This window comes from Ruegeria sp. AB5 (assembly GCF_056542645.1).
Genome location: NZ_JBQGAE010000012.1, coordinates 13,125 through 27,541, shown reverse-complemented (window position 1 = coordinate 27,541; position 14,417 = coordinate 13,125). Strand labels below are relative to the sequence as shown.

General features: G+C 59.1%; 17 protein-coding genes. 8 read left to right on the top strand and 9 right to left on the bottom strand.

What is annotated here, in order from left to right; translation table 11 throughout:
• Positions 1-57: 57 nt before the first annotated feature.
• From ACR0L4_RS17575 to ACR0L4_RS17555, 5 genes are all read right to left on the bottom strand, one after another.
• A complete protein-coding gene (locus ACR0L4_RS17575) occupies positions 58-873 on the bottom strand; it encodes a trypsin-like serine peptidase (protein WP_480514395.1) in 816 nt (271 codons plus the stop codon).
• A complete protein-coding gene (locus ACR0L4_RS17570) occupies positions 870-1,661 on the bottom strand; it encodes a trypsin-like serine peptidase (protein WP_480514394.1) in 792 nt (263 codons plus the stop codon). Before ACR0L4_RS17570 ends, ACR0L4_RS17575 begins: the two co-directional genes overlap by 4 nt.
• Before the next feature lie 118 nt (positions 1,662-1,779).
• Positions 1,780-3,102 (bottom strand): glycolate oxidase subunit GlcF, encoded by a 1,323-nt coding sequence (gene glcF, locus ACR0L4_RS17565; RefSeq protein ID WP_480514393.1) that lies wholly within the window; start codon positions 3,100-3,102, stop codon positions 1,780-1,782.
• 4 nt (positions 3,103-3,106) lie between these two features.
• The gene (locus tag ACR0L4_RS17560) at positions 3,107-4,207 is read right to left on the bottom strand and encodes an FAD-binding protein (RefSeq protein WP_480514392.1); all 1,101 of its coding nucleotides are present in this window, start codon (positions 4,205-4,207) and stop codon (positions 3,107-3,109) included.
• Positions 4,208-4,268: 61 nt separating this feature from the next.
• Complete coding sequence (locus ACR0L4_RS17555) at positions 4,269-5,717, bottom strand: FAD-linked oxidase C-terminal domain-containing protein (RefSeq protein ID WP_480514391.1); 1,449 nt, start codon at positions 5,715-5,717, stop codon at positions 4,269-4,271.
• An 81-nt stretch (positions 5,718-5,798) separates the two neighbouring features.
• Between ACR0L4_RS17555 and ACR0L4_RS17550 the strand changes: the two genes are divergently transcribed.
• Complete coding sequence (locus tag ACR0L4_RS17550; protein WP_170753903.1) at positions 5,799-6,509, top strand: DUF599 domain-containing protein; 711 nt, start codon at positions 5,799-5,801, stop codon at positions 6,507-6,509.
• Positions 6,510-6,544: 35 nt separating this feature from the next.
• Positions 6,545-6,892 (top strand): hypothetical protein, encoded by a 348-nt coding sequence (locus ACR0L4_RS17545; RefSeq protein ID WP_480514390.1) that lies wholly within the window; start codon positions 6,545-6,547, stop codon positions 6,890-6,892.
• 3 nt (positions 6,893-6,895) lie between these two features.
• Here ACR0L4_RS17545 and ACR0L4_RS17540 read toward each other — a convergent pair whose 3' ends face one another.
• From ACR0L4_RS17540 to rsfS, 3 genes are read right to left on the bottom strand one after another with little or no spacing between them, the layout of a single operon-like run.
• Positions 6,896-7,381: a flavodoxin family protein gene (locus ACR0L4_RS17540; protein ID WP_480514389.1), complete on the bottom strand. Its 486-nt coding sequence runs from the start codon at positions 7,379-7,381 to the stop codon at positions 6,896-6,898.
• A gap of 1 nt (position 7,382) precedes the next feature.
• Positions 7,383-7,853, bottom strand: a complete 471-nt coding sequence (gene rlmH / locus ACR0L4_RS17535) for a 23S rRNA (pseudouridine(1915)-N(3))-methyltransferase RlmH (protein WP_170753911.1) — start codon at positions 7,851-7,853, stop codon at positions 7,383-7,385.
• 44 nt (positions 7,854-7,897) lie between these two features.
• Complete coding sequence (gene rsfS / locus ACR0L4_RS17530) at positions 7,898-8,260, bottom strand: ribosome silencing factor (protein ID WP_170753960.1); 363 nt, start codon at positions 8,258-8,260, stop codon at positions 7,898-7,900.
• A 228-nt stretch (positions 8,261-8,488) separates the two neighbouring features.
• On the opposite strand from rsfS, the gene ACR0L4_RS17525 reads away from it, so the two are divergent.
• From ACR0L4_RS17525 to ACR0L4_RS17500, 6 genes are all read left to right on the top strand, one after another.
• Entirely contained in the window at positions 8,489-8,596 is a 108-nt protein-coding gene (locus ACR0L4_RS17525) for an isopropylmalate isomerase (RefSeq protein WP_170753913.1), read from the top strand.
• 44 nt (positions 8,597-8,640) lie between these two features.
• Complete coding sequence (leuC, locus tag ACR0L4_RS17520) at positions 8,641-10,044, top strand: 3-isopropylmalate dehydratase large subunit (RefSeq protein WP_480514388.1); 1,404 nt, start codon at positions 8,641-8,643, stop codon at positions 10,042-10,044.
• A 37-nt stretch (positions 10,045-10,081) separates the two neighbouring features.
• A complete protein-coding gene (locus ACR0L4_RS17515; RefSeq protein WP_480514387.1) occupies positions 10,082-10,636 on the top strand; it encodes an HdeD family acid-resistance protein in 555 nt (184 codons plus the stop codon).
• Between the two features lie 42 nt (positions 10,637-10,678).
• On the top strand, positions 10,679-11,284 hold the full coding sequence (gene leuD / locus ACR0L4_RS17510; protein WP_480514386.1) for a 3-isopropylmalate dehydratase small subunit: 606 nt from the start codon (positions 10,679-10,681) through the stop codon (positions 11,282-11,284).
• A 334-nt stretch (positions 11,285-11,618) separates the two neighbouring features.
• A complete protein-coding gene (locus ACR0L4_RS17505) occupies positions 11,619-12,449 on the top strand; it encodes a hypothetical protein (protein WP_170753923.1) in 831 nt (276 codons plus the stop codon).
• Positions 12,446-13,474, top strand: a complete 1,029-nt coding sequence (locus tag ACR0L4_RS17500) for an endonuclease/exonuclease/phosphatase family protein (protein WP_480514385.1) — start codon at positions 12,446-12,448, stop codon at positions 13,472-13,474. Before ACR0L4_RS17505 ends, ACR0L4_RS17500 begins: the two co-directional genes overlap by 4 nt.
• Here ACR0L4_RS17500 and ACR0L4_RS17495 read toward each other — a convergent pair.
• On the bottom strand, positions 13,438-14,361 hold the full coding sequence (locus tag ACR0L4_RS17495) for a Rossmann-fold NAD(P)-binding domain-containing protein (RefSeq protein ID WP_480514384.1): 924 nt from the start codon (positions 14,359-14,361) through the stop codon (positions 13,438-13,440). The two genes, ACR0L4_RS17500 and ACR0L4_RS17495, sit on opposite strands and share 37 nt — an antisense overlap.
• Positions 14,362-14,417 lie beyond the last annotated feature (56 nt).

Here is a 14,417-nt window from a genome sequence, read left to right as displayed (position 1 = left end):
ATCGGACCCCGTTGTGGCGATCCGATACAGTTCACATGGGTAACGATTTGACCAAGTTCAACCCCCGCCCGAGCTGATGAATTTTGCGCCCGAACTGGACTTGCCCGATCCCACCTGCAATTTTCGGATCGAGGCCTTGGGCTGCGGCGCATCCCGCCGCATGCTGGTCTTGAGCTGGGATACCACGCCAGTCAGTTCCATCCCGAACCCGATCCTTCTGCCTTGATGTATCCCAACCGCCGATACAACCGACAGAATCTGCCAACGCGGGCCGTTTTTGACCAGAATGGCCGACCCCGAGGATCCGAACGTGATGTCGCAATCGAAGGTGATCAGCCCGTCCCGCCGTTCCAGAATGCGGCAGGACCGTTCGCGCGTGATGGCCTCGGATCGGCCACGCCCGTACGAGGCGATGCTGATCTCGCTGTTCAGAATACGCCCGCTGTACAGGGCAAACGGATCGGCAATGGTATAGGGAACCGCCGTCTCCAGCCGCATCAGGGCGACATCCTGGCGGATGCTTTGCGGTGACAAGGGATCGTTGGCGCCATAGCCCGGGTGGGCGGCGATCTGTACCACCTTTCGCTCGGCCAGTGCGGACCCGTTGCTAAGCCCTGCGCGAAAGGTCACTTCGCCCGGCTCATACGGTTTTCCGGTGCGTTTGTCCAAGGCGCAATGGGCCGCTGTCAGCACCATATCCTGGGCAATCAGAGTGCCTGTGCAAAAGGACCGCGTTCCGACATCCAGACGGCCGATCGCCTCCCAGCCATAAAGGTCGTTTCGGTCCGTCAGCTTGCGTTTGTCGCTTTGTGCCTGCGCAGCAGTTGCAAACAGTGCAAGACATAGAACCAGCCGGACACCCCCTTTGATCATGGCCGGATGAATCTCGCTCCGACGTTTTTGCCGGATCCGTTTGAGGTCGAGGACAGCCCGAACCCGTTCCCATTGGACAATTCCGACTGCAGCAACTGAAGCGAGTCTTCAAGCGCGGTGCCCAAGGCCACGTTCTGCCCATCCAGCTCGGCCTTGGCCGAAACCACGGATACGATGCGGGGGCGTTCGCCGGCCAATGAAAAGATCGGCGCACCCGAAGCACCGAAATCGACATCACAGGACATTACCATAACGTCCCGATACCCGGTCATGACCGAACAGACCTGTTGCAGAGAAGGGGCCTCGGCCCGGTCATGGGCATAGGAAACCACGCCCACTTGCTCTCCGCGATCCGGTCGGCTGCCGGTTTCAAACGGGATGACAGTGGTATTGCGCACGGGCTGCCACAGTTCGATCAACGCCAGATCATATTGTACCCGGGCGCTCGTCGCCCTGCCGGAATAGGTGTATTTCGGATGAACTACGGCCTGCCGGGCGGCACGATATGCCGAAGCCCGCCCACGCCGCCAACCGGCCAGAAATTCGATTCGTGACGGATCGATGCGCTTTTGCGTATGTTTTTCGAACAGGCAGTGCGCCGCTGTCAGAACCAGAGTCGGCGAAATCAGCGCACCAGTACAAAACCCGGTGCCATCAATGTCCAACCGCCCCACGGCCATCCAGTCACGCCCGGAATCAGACGTGTCCAGGCTTTTCAGCCCGGTATCCTGCGCCAAGGCCGCCATAGGCAGCACACTCAGCGCGATGGCCATGATCCAGTTCCGCACGCGGTTCTCCGGCATTCCTTCCGATGAACTGTTCTACGGGTTGCGTTGGGCAAAAATAGGGCAGTGCAGACGTGCCGGATATTCCCGTTCAAGTGATGCCGCGACGCACCAGCTTGATTTAGCGCAGGAGCGGAACGGACGGGACCGCAGCGGGGGTTTGGGTCAGGGCACGCGGTTGGGGTCCTCCGGTGACCCAATCCAGCAGCTCGACGGTATGTACAATGGGAATATCCGTGCCCGAGCCGATCTGCATCATGCAACCGATGTTCCCGGCGGCGATAAGATCGGGCTGCTTTGCCTCAAGCGTTTTGACCTTGCGCTGTTTGAGTTGGCCCGAGATCTCGGGCTGCATCAGGTTGTACGTTCCCGCACTGCCGCAGCACAGATGGCTGTCTGCAGGCTCTACAACCTTGAAGCCCGCGCGTTTCAGCAGGTCTTTCGGGTAGGTCTTGATCTGTTGCCCATGCTGCAGCGAACAGGCGGCATGATAGGCGACAGTCAGCTTCTGGTCCGGCTGGTCAGGCAGGTCCAGCTGCATCAATATCTCGCTGATATCCATCGCAAGGCCCGAGACACGCGCCGCATCCTGCGCCAGCGCGTCATTTCGGAACATGTGCCCGTAGTCTTTGACCGTGGTGCCACAGCCCGAGGTATTGATGACGATGGCATCCAGCCCGTCCCCGTCCATCTCACGTGTCCAGGCCCGGATATTGGCTGCCGCTGCGGAATGGCTTTCGCGGCTTTTGCCCATGTGATGGGTCAGCGCTCCGCAACATCCGGCGCCTTGGGCGACCACAACCTCGCAGCCCAAACGGGTCAGCAGACGGATTGTGGCATCGTTGATGTCGGTGTTCAGAGCCTTTTGCGCACAACCCGTCATCAACGCGACGCGCTTCTTGCGTGTGGTCTTGGGCGCAAAGCTCTGTGGATCGTCGTTGCGGCTGACTGGCGGGATATGTTTCGGCGCCATGTCCAGCATGGCCCGCAGCCGGGCATCCGGCATCATGAACCGGAACGGGCGTCCCAACTTGGCCCCGATCAGAGCCCAGCGAAACCGCATCGGATAGGGGAGTATCCGTGCCAGAACCCAGCGCAGCACCCGATCCGACAGTGGGCGTCTGTAGTTGTTCTCGATGTATTCCCGCGCATGATCAACCAGATGCATGTAGTGCACACCCGACGGGCAGGTGGTCATGCACGCCAGACAGGACAGGCAACGGTCGATATGTTTGACCGTTTTTTCATCCGGTACACGCTCGTTTTCCAGCATATCCTTGATCAGGTAGATGCGGCCCCTTGGGCTGTCGAGTTCGTCGCCCAGCACTTGATAAGTCGGACATGTGGCAGTGCAAAAGCCGCAATGAACACAACTGCGCAGGATTTCGTTCGAGCGCTGGATCGAAGGGTCCTGCAGCTGTTTTTCGGTAAAAGTCGTCTGCATCTGCCTACCCCATCAAGCCCGGGTTAAAGAGGCCTTTCGGGTCGAACCTCTGTCGCAATCCGTGTGTCAAAGCCGCGACCGGCGCGAGTTCCGGCTGAAACCGGCCCAGGGCCTGAACTGTTTCCGACGTGGCCCGTACAAGGGTTGCATGGCCTGAAAAATCTCCCAATCGCGCGCGGATGTCGGACCCTTCATCGACCAGCGCCCAAAGCAAACCACCACCCCAGTCCAGCACCAACTTGTTGGCTTCCAGTCGCGCCGAAATCTCAGGCGCGTCGCCCGGTTTGATCGAAATGCGCCAGACGTCGCCGCTGTCATCCGCAAACGGGCGGACATCCCGGATATTGCGCCACGTGTTCTCCGACTCTTCTATCCGTTCGACCCCTCCGAAATCTGCAAGTTCGGACTGCAACCGGCCCAGCCTGTATGCGACCGAGGCCTCAAACCCTTCAATGCGCAGCAATGCTTGACCCGATGCGGGATCATATGCGGCACCACTAACCTCGAAGGGAGATTTCAGCGCCGCTGACAAAACCTGAACAGCCACTGAAACATTCGGGACCGGGACACCCAGACTCGCCGAGGCTTCGGGCTTTGGAAGAACTTTCAGCGACACCTCGGTCAGTGCGCCCAAAGTGCCCCATGACCCGGCCATCAGTTTGACCAGATCATAGCCGGTGACGTTTTTCATCACCCGACCGCCGTTCTTGATGACCTGTCCCTGCCCGTCGACATAACGCACGCCCAGCAGAAAATCCCGACACGCCCCGGCCTGTACCCGTCGCGGCCCCGAGATATTGGCGGCAACCGCACCGCCAATCGTCGGTTCTCCGGATGTCCCCAATATCGCTCGGTAGTCCGCAGGTTCGAACGCCAGATTCTGGCCTTCGGCCTCCAAGGCGGCCTCGACCTCGGAGAGCGGCGTTCCCGCTTGTGCCACCAATGTCAAAGCGCCCGGTTCATAAAGCGATATGCCACTCAGCCCCGCGGTGCTCAGTACCGGCTCTGTGCCCGCAATACCGCGCGTGCCGCCACCTTCAAGGCGCACCGGTTCCTGCAGCCCGGCCACCGTCTCGGCCAGTTCCATCTCTGTCTTAGGTTTCATGACATTTGTCTTTTCTGAAATCTCTTCGGGGGGAACGCGCGCAGCGCAGCGGAAGCACGCCCTATTCCGCCGCGATCCGCGTCACGCGACGGGTTTCGGACACATCCAAGGGAAACACCTTGGCCGGATTCAGCAGCCACCGTGGATCGAACACATCCTTCACCGCCATCTGTGCCTCAAGATCGGCAGTTGTGTATTGATGCGACATCAGATCCCGCTTTTCGATGCCAACGCCATGTTCGCCGGTCAGGCAGCCGCCAACATCAACGCAGAGTTTGAGGATATCCGCCCCAAACGCTTCGCATTTCTCCAGATCGCCCGGCTTGTTGGCGTCAAACAGGATCAGCGGGTGCATGTTTCCATCACCCGCATGGAAGACGTTCCCAACAGGCAGACCGTAGTCTTGGCTCAATTCACCGATCCGGCGCAGAACCTGCGGTAGAGCCGAGACAGGAATCGTCCCATCCAGACACATGTAGTCGTTCATCTGCCCCATCGCGCCGAAAGCCGATTTCCGGCCCAGCCAGATCTTTGCGCTTTCCTCAGCCGACTGGCTTTCGCGCAGCTCAACCGGGTTATGTCGTTTGGCAATCTCAACGATCTTCGACAGTTGATAGTCGATCTCGGCCTCCGAGCCTTCGACCTCGACAATCAGCAAAGCCGTACAATCGGGATAGCCCGCATGCGCAAAGTTCTCGCAGGCTTTGATGCACAGCGTATCCATGAATTCGATCGCAACCGGCAAGATGCCCGACTTGATGATGTCCGAGACACATTGGCCAGCGACCTCGTTGTCATCAAACCCCATCAGAACGGGCCGCGCGCCTTCGGGTTTGCGCAGGATGCGCAGGGTTGCCTCGGTCACAACGCCCAGCTGCCCCTCGGACCCGCAGATTAAACCCAACAGGTCCAGACCGCCGGAGTCCAGGTGTGCGCCGCCGATCTCAACCACGCTGCCATCCATCATGACCATGGTCACACCCAGCAGATTATTCGTGGTCACCCCATATTTCAGACAATGCGCCCCACCCGAGTTCATCGCGATATTGCCCGCAATTGCGCAGGCCAGTTGGGATGAGGGGTCGGGGGCGTAGAAGAAATCTTTCTCTTCAACCGCGCCGGTTACGCTGAGATTGGTGCGACCGGTTTGAACGCGGACAAAGCGGTTGTCATAGTCGGTCTCCAACACATCATTCATGCGTGCCACACCCAGGATCACGCAATCCGCCGTTGGCAGCGCCCCGCCTGCCAACGACGTGCCCGAGCCGCGTGGAACAACCGGCACATTTTCTTCGTGGCAAATGCGCAGCACGTCCGAGACCTCTTGCGTCGTTGATGGCAGGACCGCCAGCATGGGCGGGCAGCGATAGGCCGTCAGTGCGTCACATTCATAGGCTCGCGTTTCAGATGGGTCGTGAATCACAGCACCCTCAGGCAAAACCTGTAGCAATCGCGCCAAAACGGCTTGCTTGCGCGCAAGCACATCGGGATTTGGCTGGGGCATGTCCATGGCTGATCCTCCGATTTGGTAAAATAATATTACCAATTTCTTCATCTGGCAAGTTCAATGATCTGACCCTACTGTCGCGCCATGACCTGGATTGATCGCGCACTCATGTTTTCCACGCTGGACTATGTCGCCATCCTGCTGCTCGTCGGGGCTTGGCAGGGGATTGGCTGGAGGATCGAGAACCCGTCCCCCGAACGGCAATCCGTTGCGATGATGATGGACGGCTTCCGCCGCGGCTGGATGCACGAGATGGTGACCCGTCAGCCGCGCATGTTCGACGCGCAGGTCGTGGCGGCGATGCGGCAGGGCAGTACGTTCTTCGCCTCGACCACGATGATCGCCATTGGCGGTGGGCTTGCCCTGCTGGGCAATACCGAGCAGTTGGCTGGCGTTGCCAGTGATCTGGCCATCGGCAGCGCCCCCGCGCTGGTGTGGGAGATCAAGATACTGGTCGTGATCCTGTTCCTGGCCAACGCCTTTCTGAAATACGTCTGGGCGCACCGTCTGTTTGGGTATTGCGCGGTGCTGATGGCGGCTGTTCCGAATGACCCGGAAGACCCGCAAGCCTATCCGCGCGCCGCACAAGCCGCCGAGATTTGCGTGACCGCCGCGCGCAGCTTCAACCGCGCACTGCGCGCCACCTATTTTGCGTTGGCCTCTTTGGCTTGGTTCCTGGGACCTGTCGCGCTGATCCTCGGCACGGGCATCACGTTCGGCGTGCTCTACCGGCGCGAGTTCGCCTCACATTCCCGCTCGGTTCTTGTGACATTGCCCTCTGACACCAAGACGTGATCCCTTAGGGTCGTGCAACATTGTAGGGTTTGCTTATGCGTTATCTGATTCTTGCTTCCGTTCTTGCCGCCCCTGCCTTTGCCGATCCACCGACAATTGAGAAAGTTGCGGTCAGCCAAAGCGGTGACACATGGCGCTTTGATGTCACCATTAGGCATCCCGATACGGGCTGGGATGACTACGCCGATGGCTGGCGTGTTCTGGATATGGACGGAAACAAGCTGGGAATGCGCGTGCTGCATCATCCCCACGTTGACGAACAGCCCTTCACCCGGTCCTTGAGCGGCGTGGTGATCCCTGCGGGCCTGTCGCAGGTGCAAATTCAGGCGCGCGACAATGTGGGTGGGTGGAGCGATGACACCACCGTGATCGACCTGAACTGAGGTTCAGAACACCCCCAGACTTAACCCGGCGGCCATCGCGGCCCCAATGTCGCGACATTTGTCCAGCTGATCGTCTGGGATGGTCTTTTCGGCCAGAATGGCCTCGGGCGTTTGCGCATGGGTACACAGGATCAGGGGCGGCTGCACCTCTTTCAGCCGCCAGCCCGTTGCAATGCGGGCAATCTGGCGCGCGGCGTTTTCTCCGTCAGACCCGGCGCAGACCATCTGAGAATAGGCTCGGCCTTCGATCTTGCCCAAAACGGGATAGTAGCTGCGATCGAAGAACTCTTTCATAAGGCCGGAAATCGCCGCCAGATTCTCGGGCGCGCAAAAGATGTAGCCGTCGGCGCGCAGCAGATCGTCAGGCCCAGCGAGGTCTGCTGTTTTCAACACAATTTCTGCGTCGTCACCTCCGGCCCCAGCTGCGGCTTCGGCCATCTGCCGGGCGCCGCCGGTGCGTGAATGGTAGACGATCAAAAGCTGCGCCATCTCAGACCCGGTGATAGGGGCCGCCCGACAGAATGGTCGCGGCCCGATAAAGTTGCTCAGCCAGCATCACACGGACCAGCATGTGGGGCCACACCATTGACCCGAAGGAGATGGAAAAATCCGCCTCGGCGCGGAGTGAGGGATCTATTCCGTCTGCTCCGCCGATGATCAGCGCCAGATCCTGCCGGCCTGCGTCGCGCCAATTGCCCAGCTTTTTGGCGAAATCGGGTGAGGACATCAGCCGTCCGCGCTCATCCAGCGTACAGATCACAGCCCCTTTGGGCAGCGCTTTGCGCAGCAACCCAGCTTCGGCAGCCATCCCTGCGTTTTTCTTGTCCTCAATCTCGATCACCCGCGCGGGCCCAAGGCCCAGCGCGCGACCGGTGCGGTCGAACCGGGTCAGGTAGTCGTCAAGCAGGGTCTTCTCGGGTCCGGCGCGCAATCGCCCGACCGCAACTATGCTGATCCGCATATTTCTCTCGCCTCCGGCCCGTTAATGCAGGCCGGGATGGCGCCTCAGTTGGCTGAGGCGCTGCCGCCCGCAGGCAGCCACATCTTTTCCAGCTGATAGAATTCGCGCACTTCGGGGCGGAAGATATGGACAACGACATCGCCCGTATCGATCAGCACCCAGTCGCCGGCATCTTTGCCTTCGACCTTCGAGGTGAAACCGAATTCCTGCTTGATGCGATCCGTCAGCTTTTCCGCCATGGCCGAAACTTGACGGGTCGACCGACCCGAGGCAATCACCATGTGATCCGCAACCGAGGACTTGCCCTGCAGGTTGATCTGCACAACGTCTTCGGCCTTGTCATCGGAAAGTGAGGAAAGGATGCGCGCAAGCAGCTTGTCGCTGATTGACTGAGAGTGGGCCATCATTTTGGCCCCGTCTTCGGCGGGTAAACCCGCCTGGGTATGTAGAGACAGGACATAGTCCTCCTTTGCTGCGCGCCGCAAATCCCCGGCGCCGGGATATATAGAAGGTAACAAGCACCCTGTGACATTTCAATGAAGACCCCACAACCCTCGCAGCATTGTGCCCGAACGGCATCTGCGATGGTGCAAGGGACCTTGATAGACTCAGTCAGTATCTATATCTGACGCGTCATGAGACCTATTACGGCCCCGAATATCGACCTGCAAGACCGTGCGCGCCTGCGTGAGCGGTTCTTTGGGGCCGCCCGCACGGTTCAGGCCCGCCTATCTGCGGCCTAAGCCAACTCGCCAGCCAATTCTCATACTAATACGGGAGAGGACCGATGTCCCCCAAAACACTCTATGACAAGATCTGGGATGCCCATGTCGCGCACGAAGCCGATGATGGCACCTGCCTGCTGTATATCGACCGCCATCTGGTCCACGAAGTGACCAGCCCGCAGGCGTTCGAAGGCCTGCGCATGGCAGGCCGCAAGGTGCGCGCGCCGGAAAAGACCATCGCGGTGCCGGATCACAACGTGCCCACCACGCCGGACCGGGTGAACGGCATCGAAAACCCGGAATCGCGCATTCAGGTCGAAGCACTGGACAAAAACGCCAAGGATTTCGGCATTCACTATTATCCGGTGAATGACGTCCGTCAGGGCATCGTGCACATCGTTGGCCCCGAACAGGGCTGGACCCTGCCCGGAATGACCGTTGTATGCGGTGACAGCCACACCGCCACGCATGGCGCCTTTGGCGCGTTGGCCCACGGCATCGGTACGTCCGAGGTCGAGCATGTTCTGGCCACCCAGACCCTGATCCAGAAGAAATCCAAGAACATGAAGGTCGAGATCACCGGCAAGCTGCAGCCGGGCGTGACCGCCAAGGATATCACGCTGGCCGTGATTGGTGAGACCGGCACCGCTGGCGGCACCGGTTATGTCATCGAATATTGCGGTGAAGCGATCCGCGATCTGTCGATGGAAGGCCGTATGACCGTCTGCAACATGGCCATCGAAGGCGGCGCGCGTGCTGGCCTGATCGCGCCGGACGAAACCACGTTTGAATATGTCAAAGGTCGGCCCCATGCGCCAAAAGGTGCGCAGTGGGAGGCAGCGATGGATTGGTGGAAAACCCTGTTCACCGACGACGACGCGCATTTCGACAAGGTCATCACCCTGCGCGGTGAAGACATCGCGCCAGTCGTGACATGGGGCACCAGCCCCGAAGACGTGCTGCCGATCACCGCAACCGTGCCCAACCCCGAAGATTTCGAAGGCGGTAAGGTCGACGCGGCCCGCCGTTCGATCGAATATATGGGGCTGGAAGCCGGTCAGAAACTCAGCGAAGTGGAAATCGACACCGTCTTCATCGGCTCTTGCACCAATGGCCGTATCGAAGACCTGCGTGCTGCGGCCGCGATTCTGAAAGGCAAAAAGGTCAAGGACGGGATGCGCGCGATGGTCGTGCCCGGTTCGGGACTGGTGCGCGCACAGGCCGAAGAAGAAGGTCTGGCGGACATCTTCAAAGAGGCCGGTTTCGAATGGCGTCTGGCGGGATGTTCCATGTGTCTGGCGATGAACCCCGATCAGTTGCAACCGGGCGAGCGCTGTGCCGCAACTTCGAACCGCAACTTCGAAGGTCGTCAGGGACGCGGTGGACGCACCCACCTGCTGAGCCCCGCAATGGCTGCCGCAGCGGCAATCACAGGACGGCTGACAGACGTCCGCGAGTTGATGTAAGCTGCCCTCATATCTAGATATTTGAGGGATTGAACACATGAGTGACTGGATCAAATGGCTTCTGCTGGGGCTTCTGTCGATCGCGTTCGGCATCTTTGTGCTGGGTGCGCCGGTTGTGGCGTCTGTTGCCGTAACTGTGGTGACCGGTGTGTTGCTGCTGATAGCGGGTGCGTTGCAGGTCGTCGGCGGTTTCACGGTTGAAGGCACCGGCAACAAGATCCTGTCGCTCATCATGGGTGCTGTGATGCTGTTCCTGGGCTGGTCCTTTCTGGATCACCCGCTGCAGGGCACGCTGACGCTGGCGACGGTGATGCTGATCCTGTTCATGGCAGGCGGCATCGCGCGGGTCATCCTGTCGTTCCAGATGAAAGGAACTCAGTTTTTCTGGCCCACGCTGATCTCGGGCATCTTGTCGATCATACTGGCCGGTATCATCTGGTCTTATGCAGCGGCAGATCCGGCGGCATTGCTGAGCCTGTTGGGGATCCTGCTGGGCATCGAGATGCTGTTCAACGGGTTCGGCCTGATCTTCATGGCGTTCTTCGTAAAGAATGCACCCAAGGATGAAACAACAAAAGCGAAAGAAGCTTAAACGCGGGGCGCGGGCGCGGCCCTCTCCCGCAGGAGTGTAAATATGGAAAAGTTTGACAAAGTCCACGGGGTGGCCGCCCCAATGCCATTGATCAATATCGACACCGATATGATCATTCCGAAAGTGCACCTGAAGACCATCAAACGGTCCGGCCTTGGCGTCGTTCTGTTTGACGAGATGCGCTATCACGACCATGGCGGTGAGAACGAAGACTTTGTTCTGAACAAACCCGCCTATCGCAACACCGAGATTCTGGTGGCTGGCGACAATTTTGGCTGCGGCTCTTCGCGCGAACACGCGCCGTGGGCGATCAAGGATTTCGGTATCAAGGTTGTGATCTCGACCAGTTTTGCCGACATCTTCTTCAACAATTGCTTCAAGAACGGCATCCTGCCGATCGTGGTTGCGGAAGAGCATCACGTGGTTTTGATGGAAGATGCGCACAAGGGCGAAAACGCCCGCATGACCGTGCATCTGGAAGATCAGCAGATCACCACATCCGACGGCGTTGTGATCGAGTTTGAGGTGGATGCGCACCGCAAACACTGTCTGCTGAATGGTCTGGACGATATCGGTCTGACCATGGAGAAAGATCACCACATCGACAAATTCGAAGATCACGCCAGCCAGGCCCGCCCCTGGGTATGATTCTGGGGACGAATCTGTTGACACTCAACCTTACGGGGTCGCATGTGCGGCCCCGTTCGCATTCTTGGGGTTGATTCGTAGTTATCCACAACATGTAGGTCTCATATTGAGATACACGTCGGATTTGCGTTCAAAATGATGCAATCCCGCACCAGTTGCGCCATCATTTTGCCCGAAATCACGTGTTATCTGCACCTCGGCTTGAGCGAAATACCGCTTGTCGTCCATCTTGGGGCGACAGAGGTATCCGTCAAAAAAAACAACAGGCGGCGGGCACAAGTTGGAATGAAGTCGGCACAGAATCGGCTGATTCCGGTTTGAAAGGGTTCGGATAGTGATTGCACGCACGACAGGGGCGGCGATACGTGGGATTTTGGTCGCCGTCATGGTGCTGACACCTGCGTTGTACCTGCCAGTATCATCGACGAACGGGACCGAGATTGTGGTCTTTATCGCGATTCTCGCGTTCATACTGACATTTGCCGAATACAACTCTGCCTTTCCCAGCTTTATCGAATTCCGCGATGCGCCCCCGGTGAACCGGCTGCGGTTTGTGGGTTTGATGTCGATGGTCACCTTTCTGACCCTGGTTTGCAAAGACGCCTACGCTCCGACCGAGATGACCCGTTTTTCTTACACAATGGGCGTCGCGATCGCGAATTTGGCCGACTTTCCTTATTCTCCGGTCCGGCTGATCGTACTGATGTTGCCCTCTGGCGCTGGCCAACCCTTGATCGAGCTGGTGCGCATCACGGCAAGCGTGGCCTATGTTGCTGCACTTGTGACGATCGCCAGCTTTGCCTATGCCGTGAAGCTGCGTGGCTGGCCCACCGGAAATGGCGCGTTCAATGTCTGGACGAACCTGCCCCTGTTTGATCCCACAAAAGGGGGGGACGTGGTCACCCGCCTGCAGCGCGACGGACGTCTGAACATCTGTATCGGTATCCTGTTGCCCTTCCTGATTCCTGCCGTGATCAAGCTTCTGACCAATTTTTCGGTGCCGATTTCACTCGGAAATCCCCAGACCCTGATCTGGACCATGTGCGCCTGGGCTTTCCTGCCTGCCAGCATGATCATGCGTGGCATGGCGACGCTGCGGATTGCAGGGTTGATCGTTGAAAAACGCCGCGCCTATTCCACAAACGAGACCGCTCAGGCTGCATGATCCGCGCCCTGATCCTGCTGTTGCTGCCATACGTAGCGCAGGCCGATGTGGTGCGCATTGCCAGCTACAACACTGAACTCAGCAGGAAAGGCCCCGGTCTGCTGCTGCGCGACATCCAAAAACGTGAAGCGCAGGTACAGGCCGTTGTGGACGTTTTGGTTTCGGCTCGCCCCGATATCGTAGCTCTGCAAGGTATCGACTGGGATAGGGAAGGGCTGGCCTTGACGGCGCTGGCGCAGCTTCTCAGAGAAGCTGGTCTGGACTATCCTCACCAGTTCGCGGTGCAACCCAACACGGGTATCGATAGCGGGCTGGATTTGGACGGGGATGGGCGCACGCAGGGTCCGGGCGATTCACAGGGTTGGGGATTGTTCACCGGGCATGGTGGTCTGGCTGTCCTGTCTCGGTATGCGATTTTGCATGCCGAGACGCAGGATTTCTCGGATCTGTTCTGGCGCGACCTTCCGGGGGCCGATTTGCCGATCTCTGATGGTGTACCTTTTCCGTCCGAGCAGGCGCAAAACGTACAGAGGCTCTCGTCAACCGGCCATTGGGTTGTTCCCATCGATACGCCTGTCGGTCGCCTGAACCTGATGACCTTCCATGCCACCCCACCGGTGTTTGACGGGCGCGAAGATCGGAACGGGTTGCGGAATGCCGATGAAATCCGGTTCTGGTCCGTGTTGTTGGACGGAGCGCTTGGCCCTGCCCCAAAGGCGCCTTTTGTGATTGCCGGGGATGCCAATCTTGACCCGTCACACAGTGACGGGCGGACCGAAGCGATTGTCGCCCTTCTTTCGGACACGCGTTTGCAGGATCCGCAGCCCAAATCACCTTCGGGTCAGATGTCCACCGTGGACTGGAAGGCCGTCGGTGAATTGCGGGTGGACTATGTTCTGCCGTCGGCAGACTTGCATGTCGTCGAGGCAGGCCTTTTTTGGCCGGACCAAGATGACGCAATGCGAGACGCCGCCAGACGTGCCAGCCGTCATCGGTTGGTTTGGGTGGATGTCTCGCTTCCATAGCGATCATGATGGTGCGTGTCATTCATCAGCCGTTGTGGAATTGCGGTACGAAGCGCCTGATCCAGATCGGTTTGCGGGACGGCCTCTACCAGTTCAGCCAGAAAACGGCCATCCAACTCGTGTGGCAGATCCCACAGATACCGCATTTCAAGTAGATGCGGTGCAAGCCGCCAGAAAGGACGGGCCAGTTTCAAGGGCCACCATTGCATCAGGGACACCGAAACCTCACGTCCCGTCACCCGTGACAGCGACTGGGCGATCTCGGCGCCGGTCAGTGTGTATCCGGAAAAGGGCACATCGCAGAACCGAGGTAGATCGTGGCGAAGCTCGGCCAACATGACCGCAGTTTGGGTCAGATCGGGCAGATAGGCCCACGCATGAGGGATGTCCGGGTTGCCGGGGTAAACCAGCCGCCCTTTTGCAAGGTTCTTGATCATGACCTGATCGAACCAGTTGCCGGACGCGCATGTATCAATGAAATCTCCGGCGCGTAGAATGATGGTGCGCACGTTTGAGCGGCGATAGGCTTCCTCCATCTCTATCCTGATCTGCCCCAGAGGATTCCGAGCCCGATGCGGGGTGCCGCCATGCCAAGGGGGTGGCGCATCGGGGCCAAACACGTAGACATTGCCTGGCACGATCACTGTGGCTTGGGTCTGTGCGGCGACGTCGATCACCCGCTGGTGCAGCCCGGGCAGCATACCGGCCCAATCGGGGTAAGGCGGATTCCAGGCGTTGACGATGATGTCGGCACCCTGCGCGGCCTGTTCCAGCGTATCGCATGTGCGGTCAAAGTTGCGCACGACCCACCCTGCCATCCCAAAGGCCAGCGCGGCATTGCGGCCAAATCGGCCTGATGCTCCTAGAACTAGAACGGTCTTTGGCATGGGGCCCTCCTGTCAGGGTTGAGTCTACCTGAAAGAATGATTCAGGGAATTGTCGA

Coding starts and splice junctions, on each gene's coding strand:
- ACR0L4_RS17575 (WP_480514395.1), bottom strand. CDS start 873: ATGATCAAAGGGGGTGTCCGGCTGGTTCTATGTCTTGCACTGTTTGCA.
- glcF (WP_480514393.1), bottom strand. CDS start 3,102: ATGCAGACGACTTTTACCGAAAAACAGCTGCAGGACCCTTCGATCCAG.
- ACR0L4_RS17560 (WP_480514392.1), bottom strand. CDS start 4,207: ATGAAACCTAAGACAGAGATGGAACTGGCCGAGACGGTGGCCGGGCTG.
- ACR0L4_RS17555 (WP_480514391.1), bottom strand. CDS start 5,717: ATGGACATGCCCCAGCCAAATCCCGATGTGCTTGCGCGCAAGCAAGCC.
- ACR0L4_RS17550 (WP_170753903.1), top strand. CDS start 5,799: ATGACCTGGATTGATCGCGCACTCATGTTTTCCACGCTGGACTATGTC.
- ACR0L4_RS17545 (WP_480514390.1), top strand. CDS start 6,545: ATGCGTTATCTGATTCTTGCTTCCGTTCTTGCCGCCCCTGCCTTTGCC.
- ACR0L4_RS17540 (WP_480514389.1), bottom strand. CDS start 7,381: ATGGCGCAGCTTTTGATCGTCTACCATTCACGCACCGGCGGCGCCCGG.
- rlmH (WP_170753911.1), bottom strand. CDS start 7,853: ATGCGGATCAGCATAGTTGCGGTCGGGCGATTGCGCGCCGGACCCGAG.
- rsfS (WP_170753960.1), bottom strand. CDS start 8,260: ATGATGGCCCACTCTCAGTCAATCAGCGACAAGCTGCTTGCGCGCATC.
- ACR0L4_RS17525 (WP_170753913.1), top strand. CDS start 8,489: ATGAGACCTATTACGGCCCCGAATATCGACCTGCAAGACCGTGCGCGC.
- leuC (WP_480514388.1), top strand. CDS start 8,641: ATGTCCCCCAAAACACTCTATGACAAGATCTGGGATGCCCATGTCGCG.
- ACR0L4_RS17515 (WP_480514387.1), top strand. CDS start 10,082: ATGAGTGACTGGATCAAATGGCTTCTGCTGGGGCTTCTGTCGATCGCG.
- leuD (WP_480514386.1), top strand. CDS start 10,679: ATGGAAAAGTTTGACAAAGTCCACGGGGTGGCCGCCCCAATGCCATTG.
- ACR0L4_RS17500 (WP_480514385.1), top strand. CDS start 12,446: ATGATCCGCGCCCTGATCCTGCTGTTGCTGCCATACGTAGCGCAGGCC.
- ACR0L4_RS17495 (WP_480514384.1), bottom strand. CDS start 14,361: ATGCCAAAGACCGTTCTAGTTCTAGGAGCATCAGGCCGATTTGGCCGC.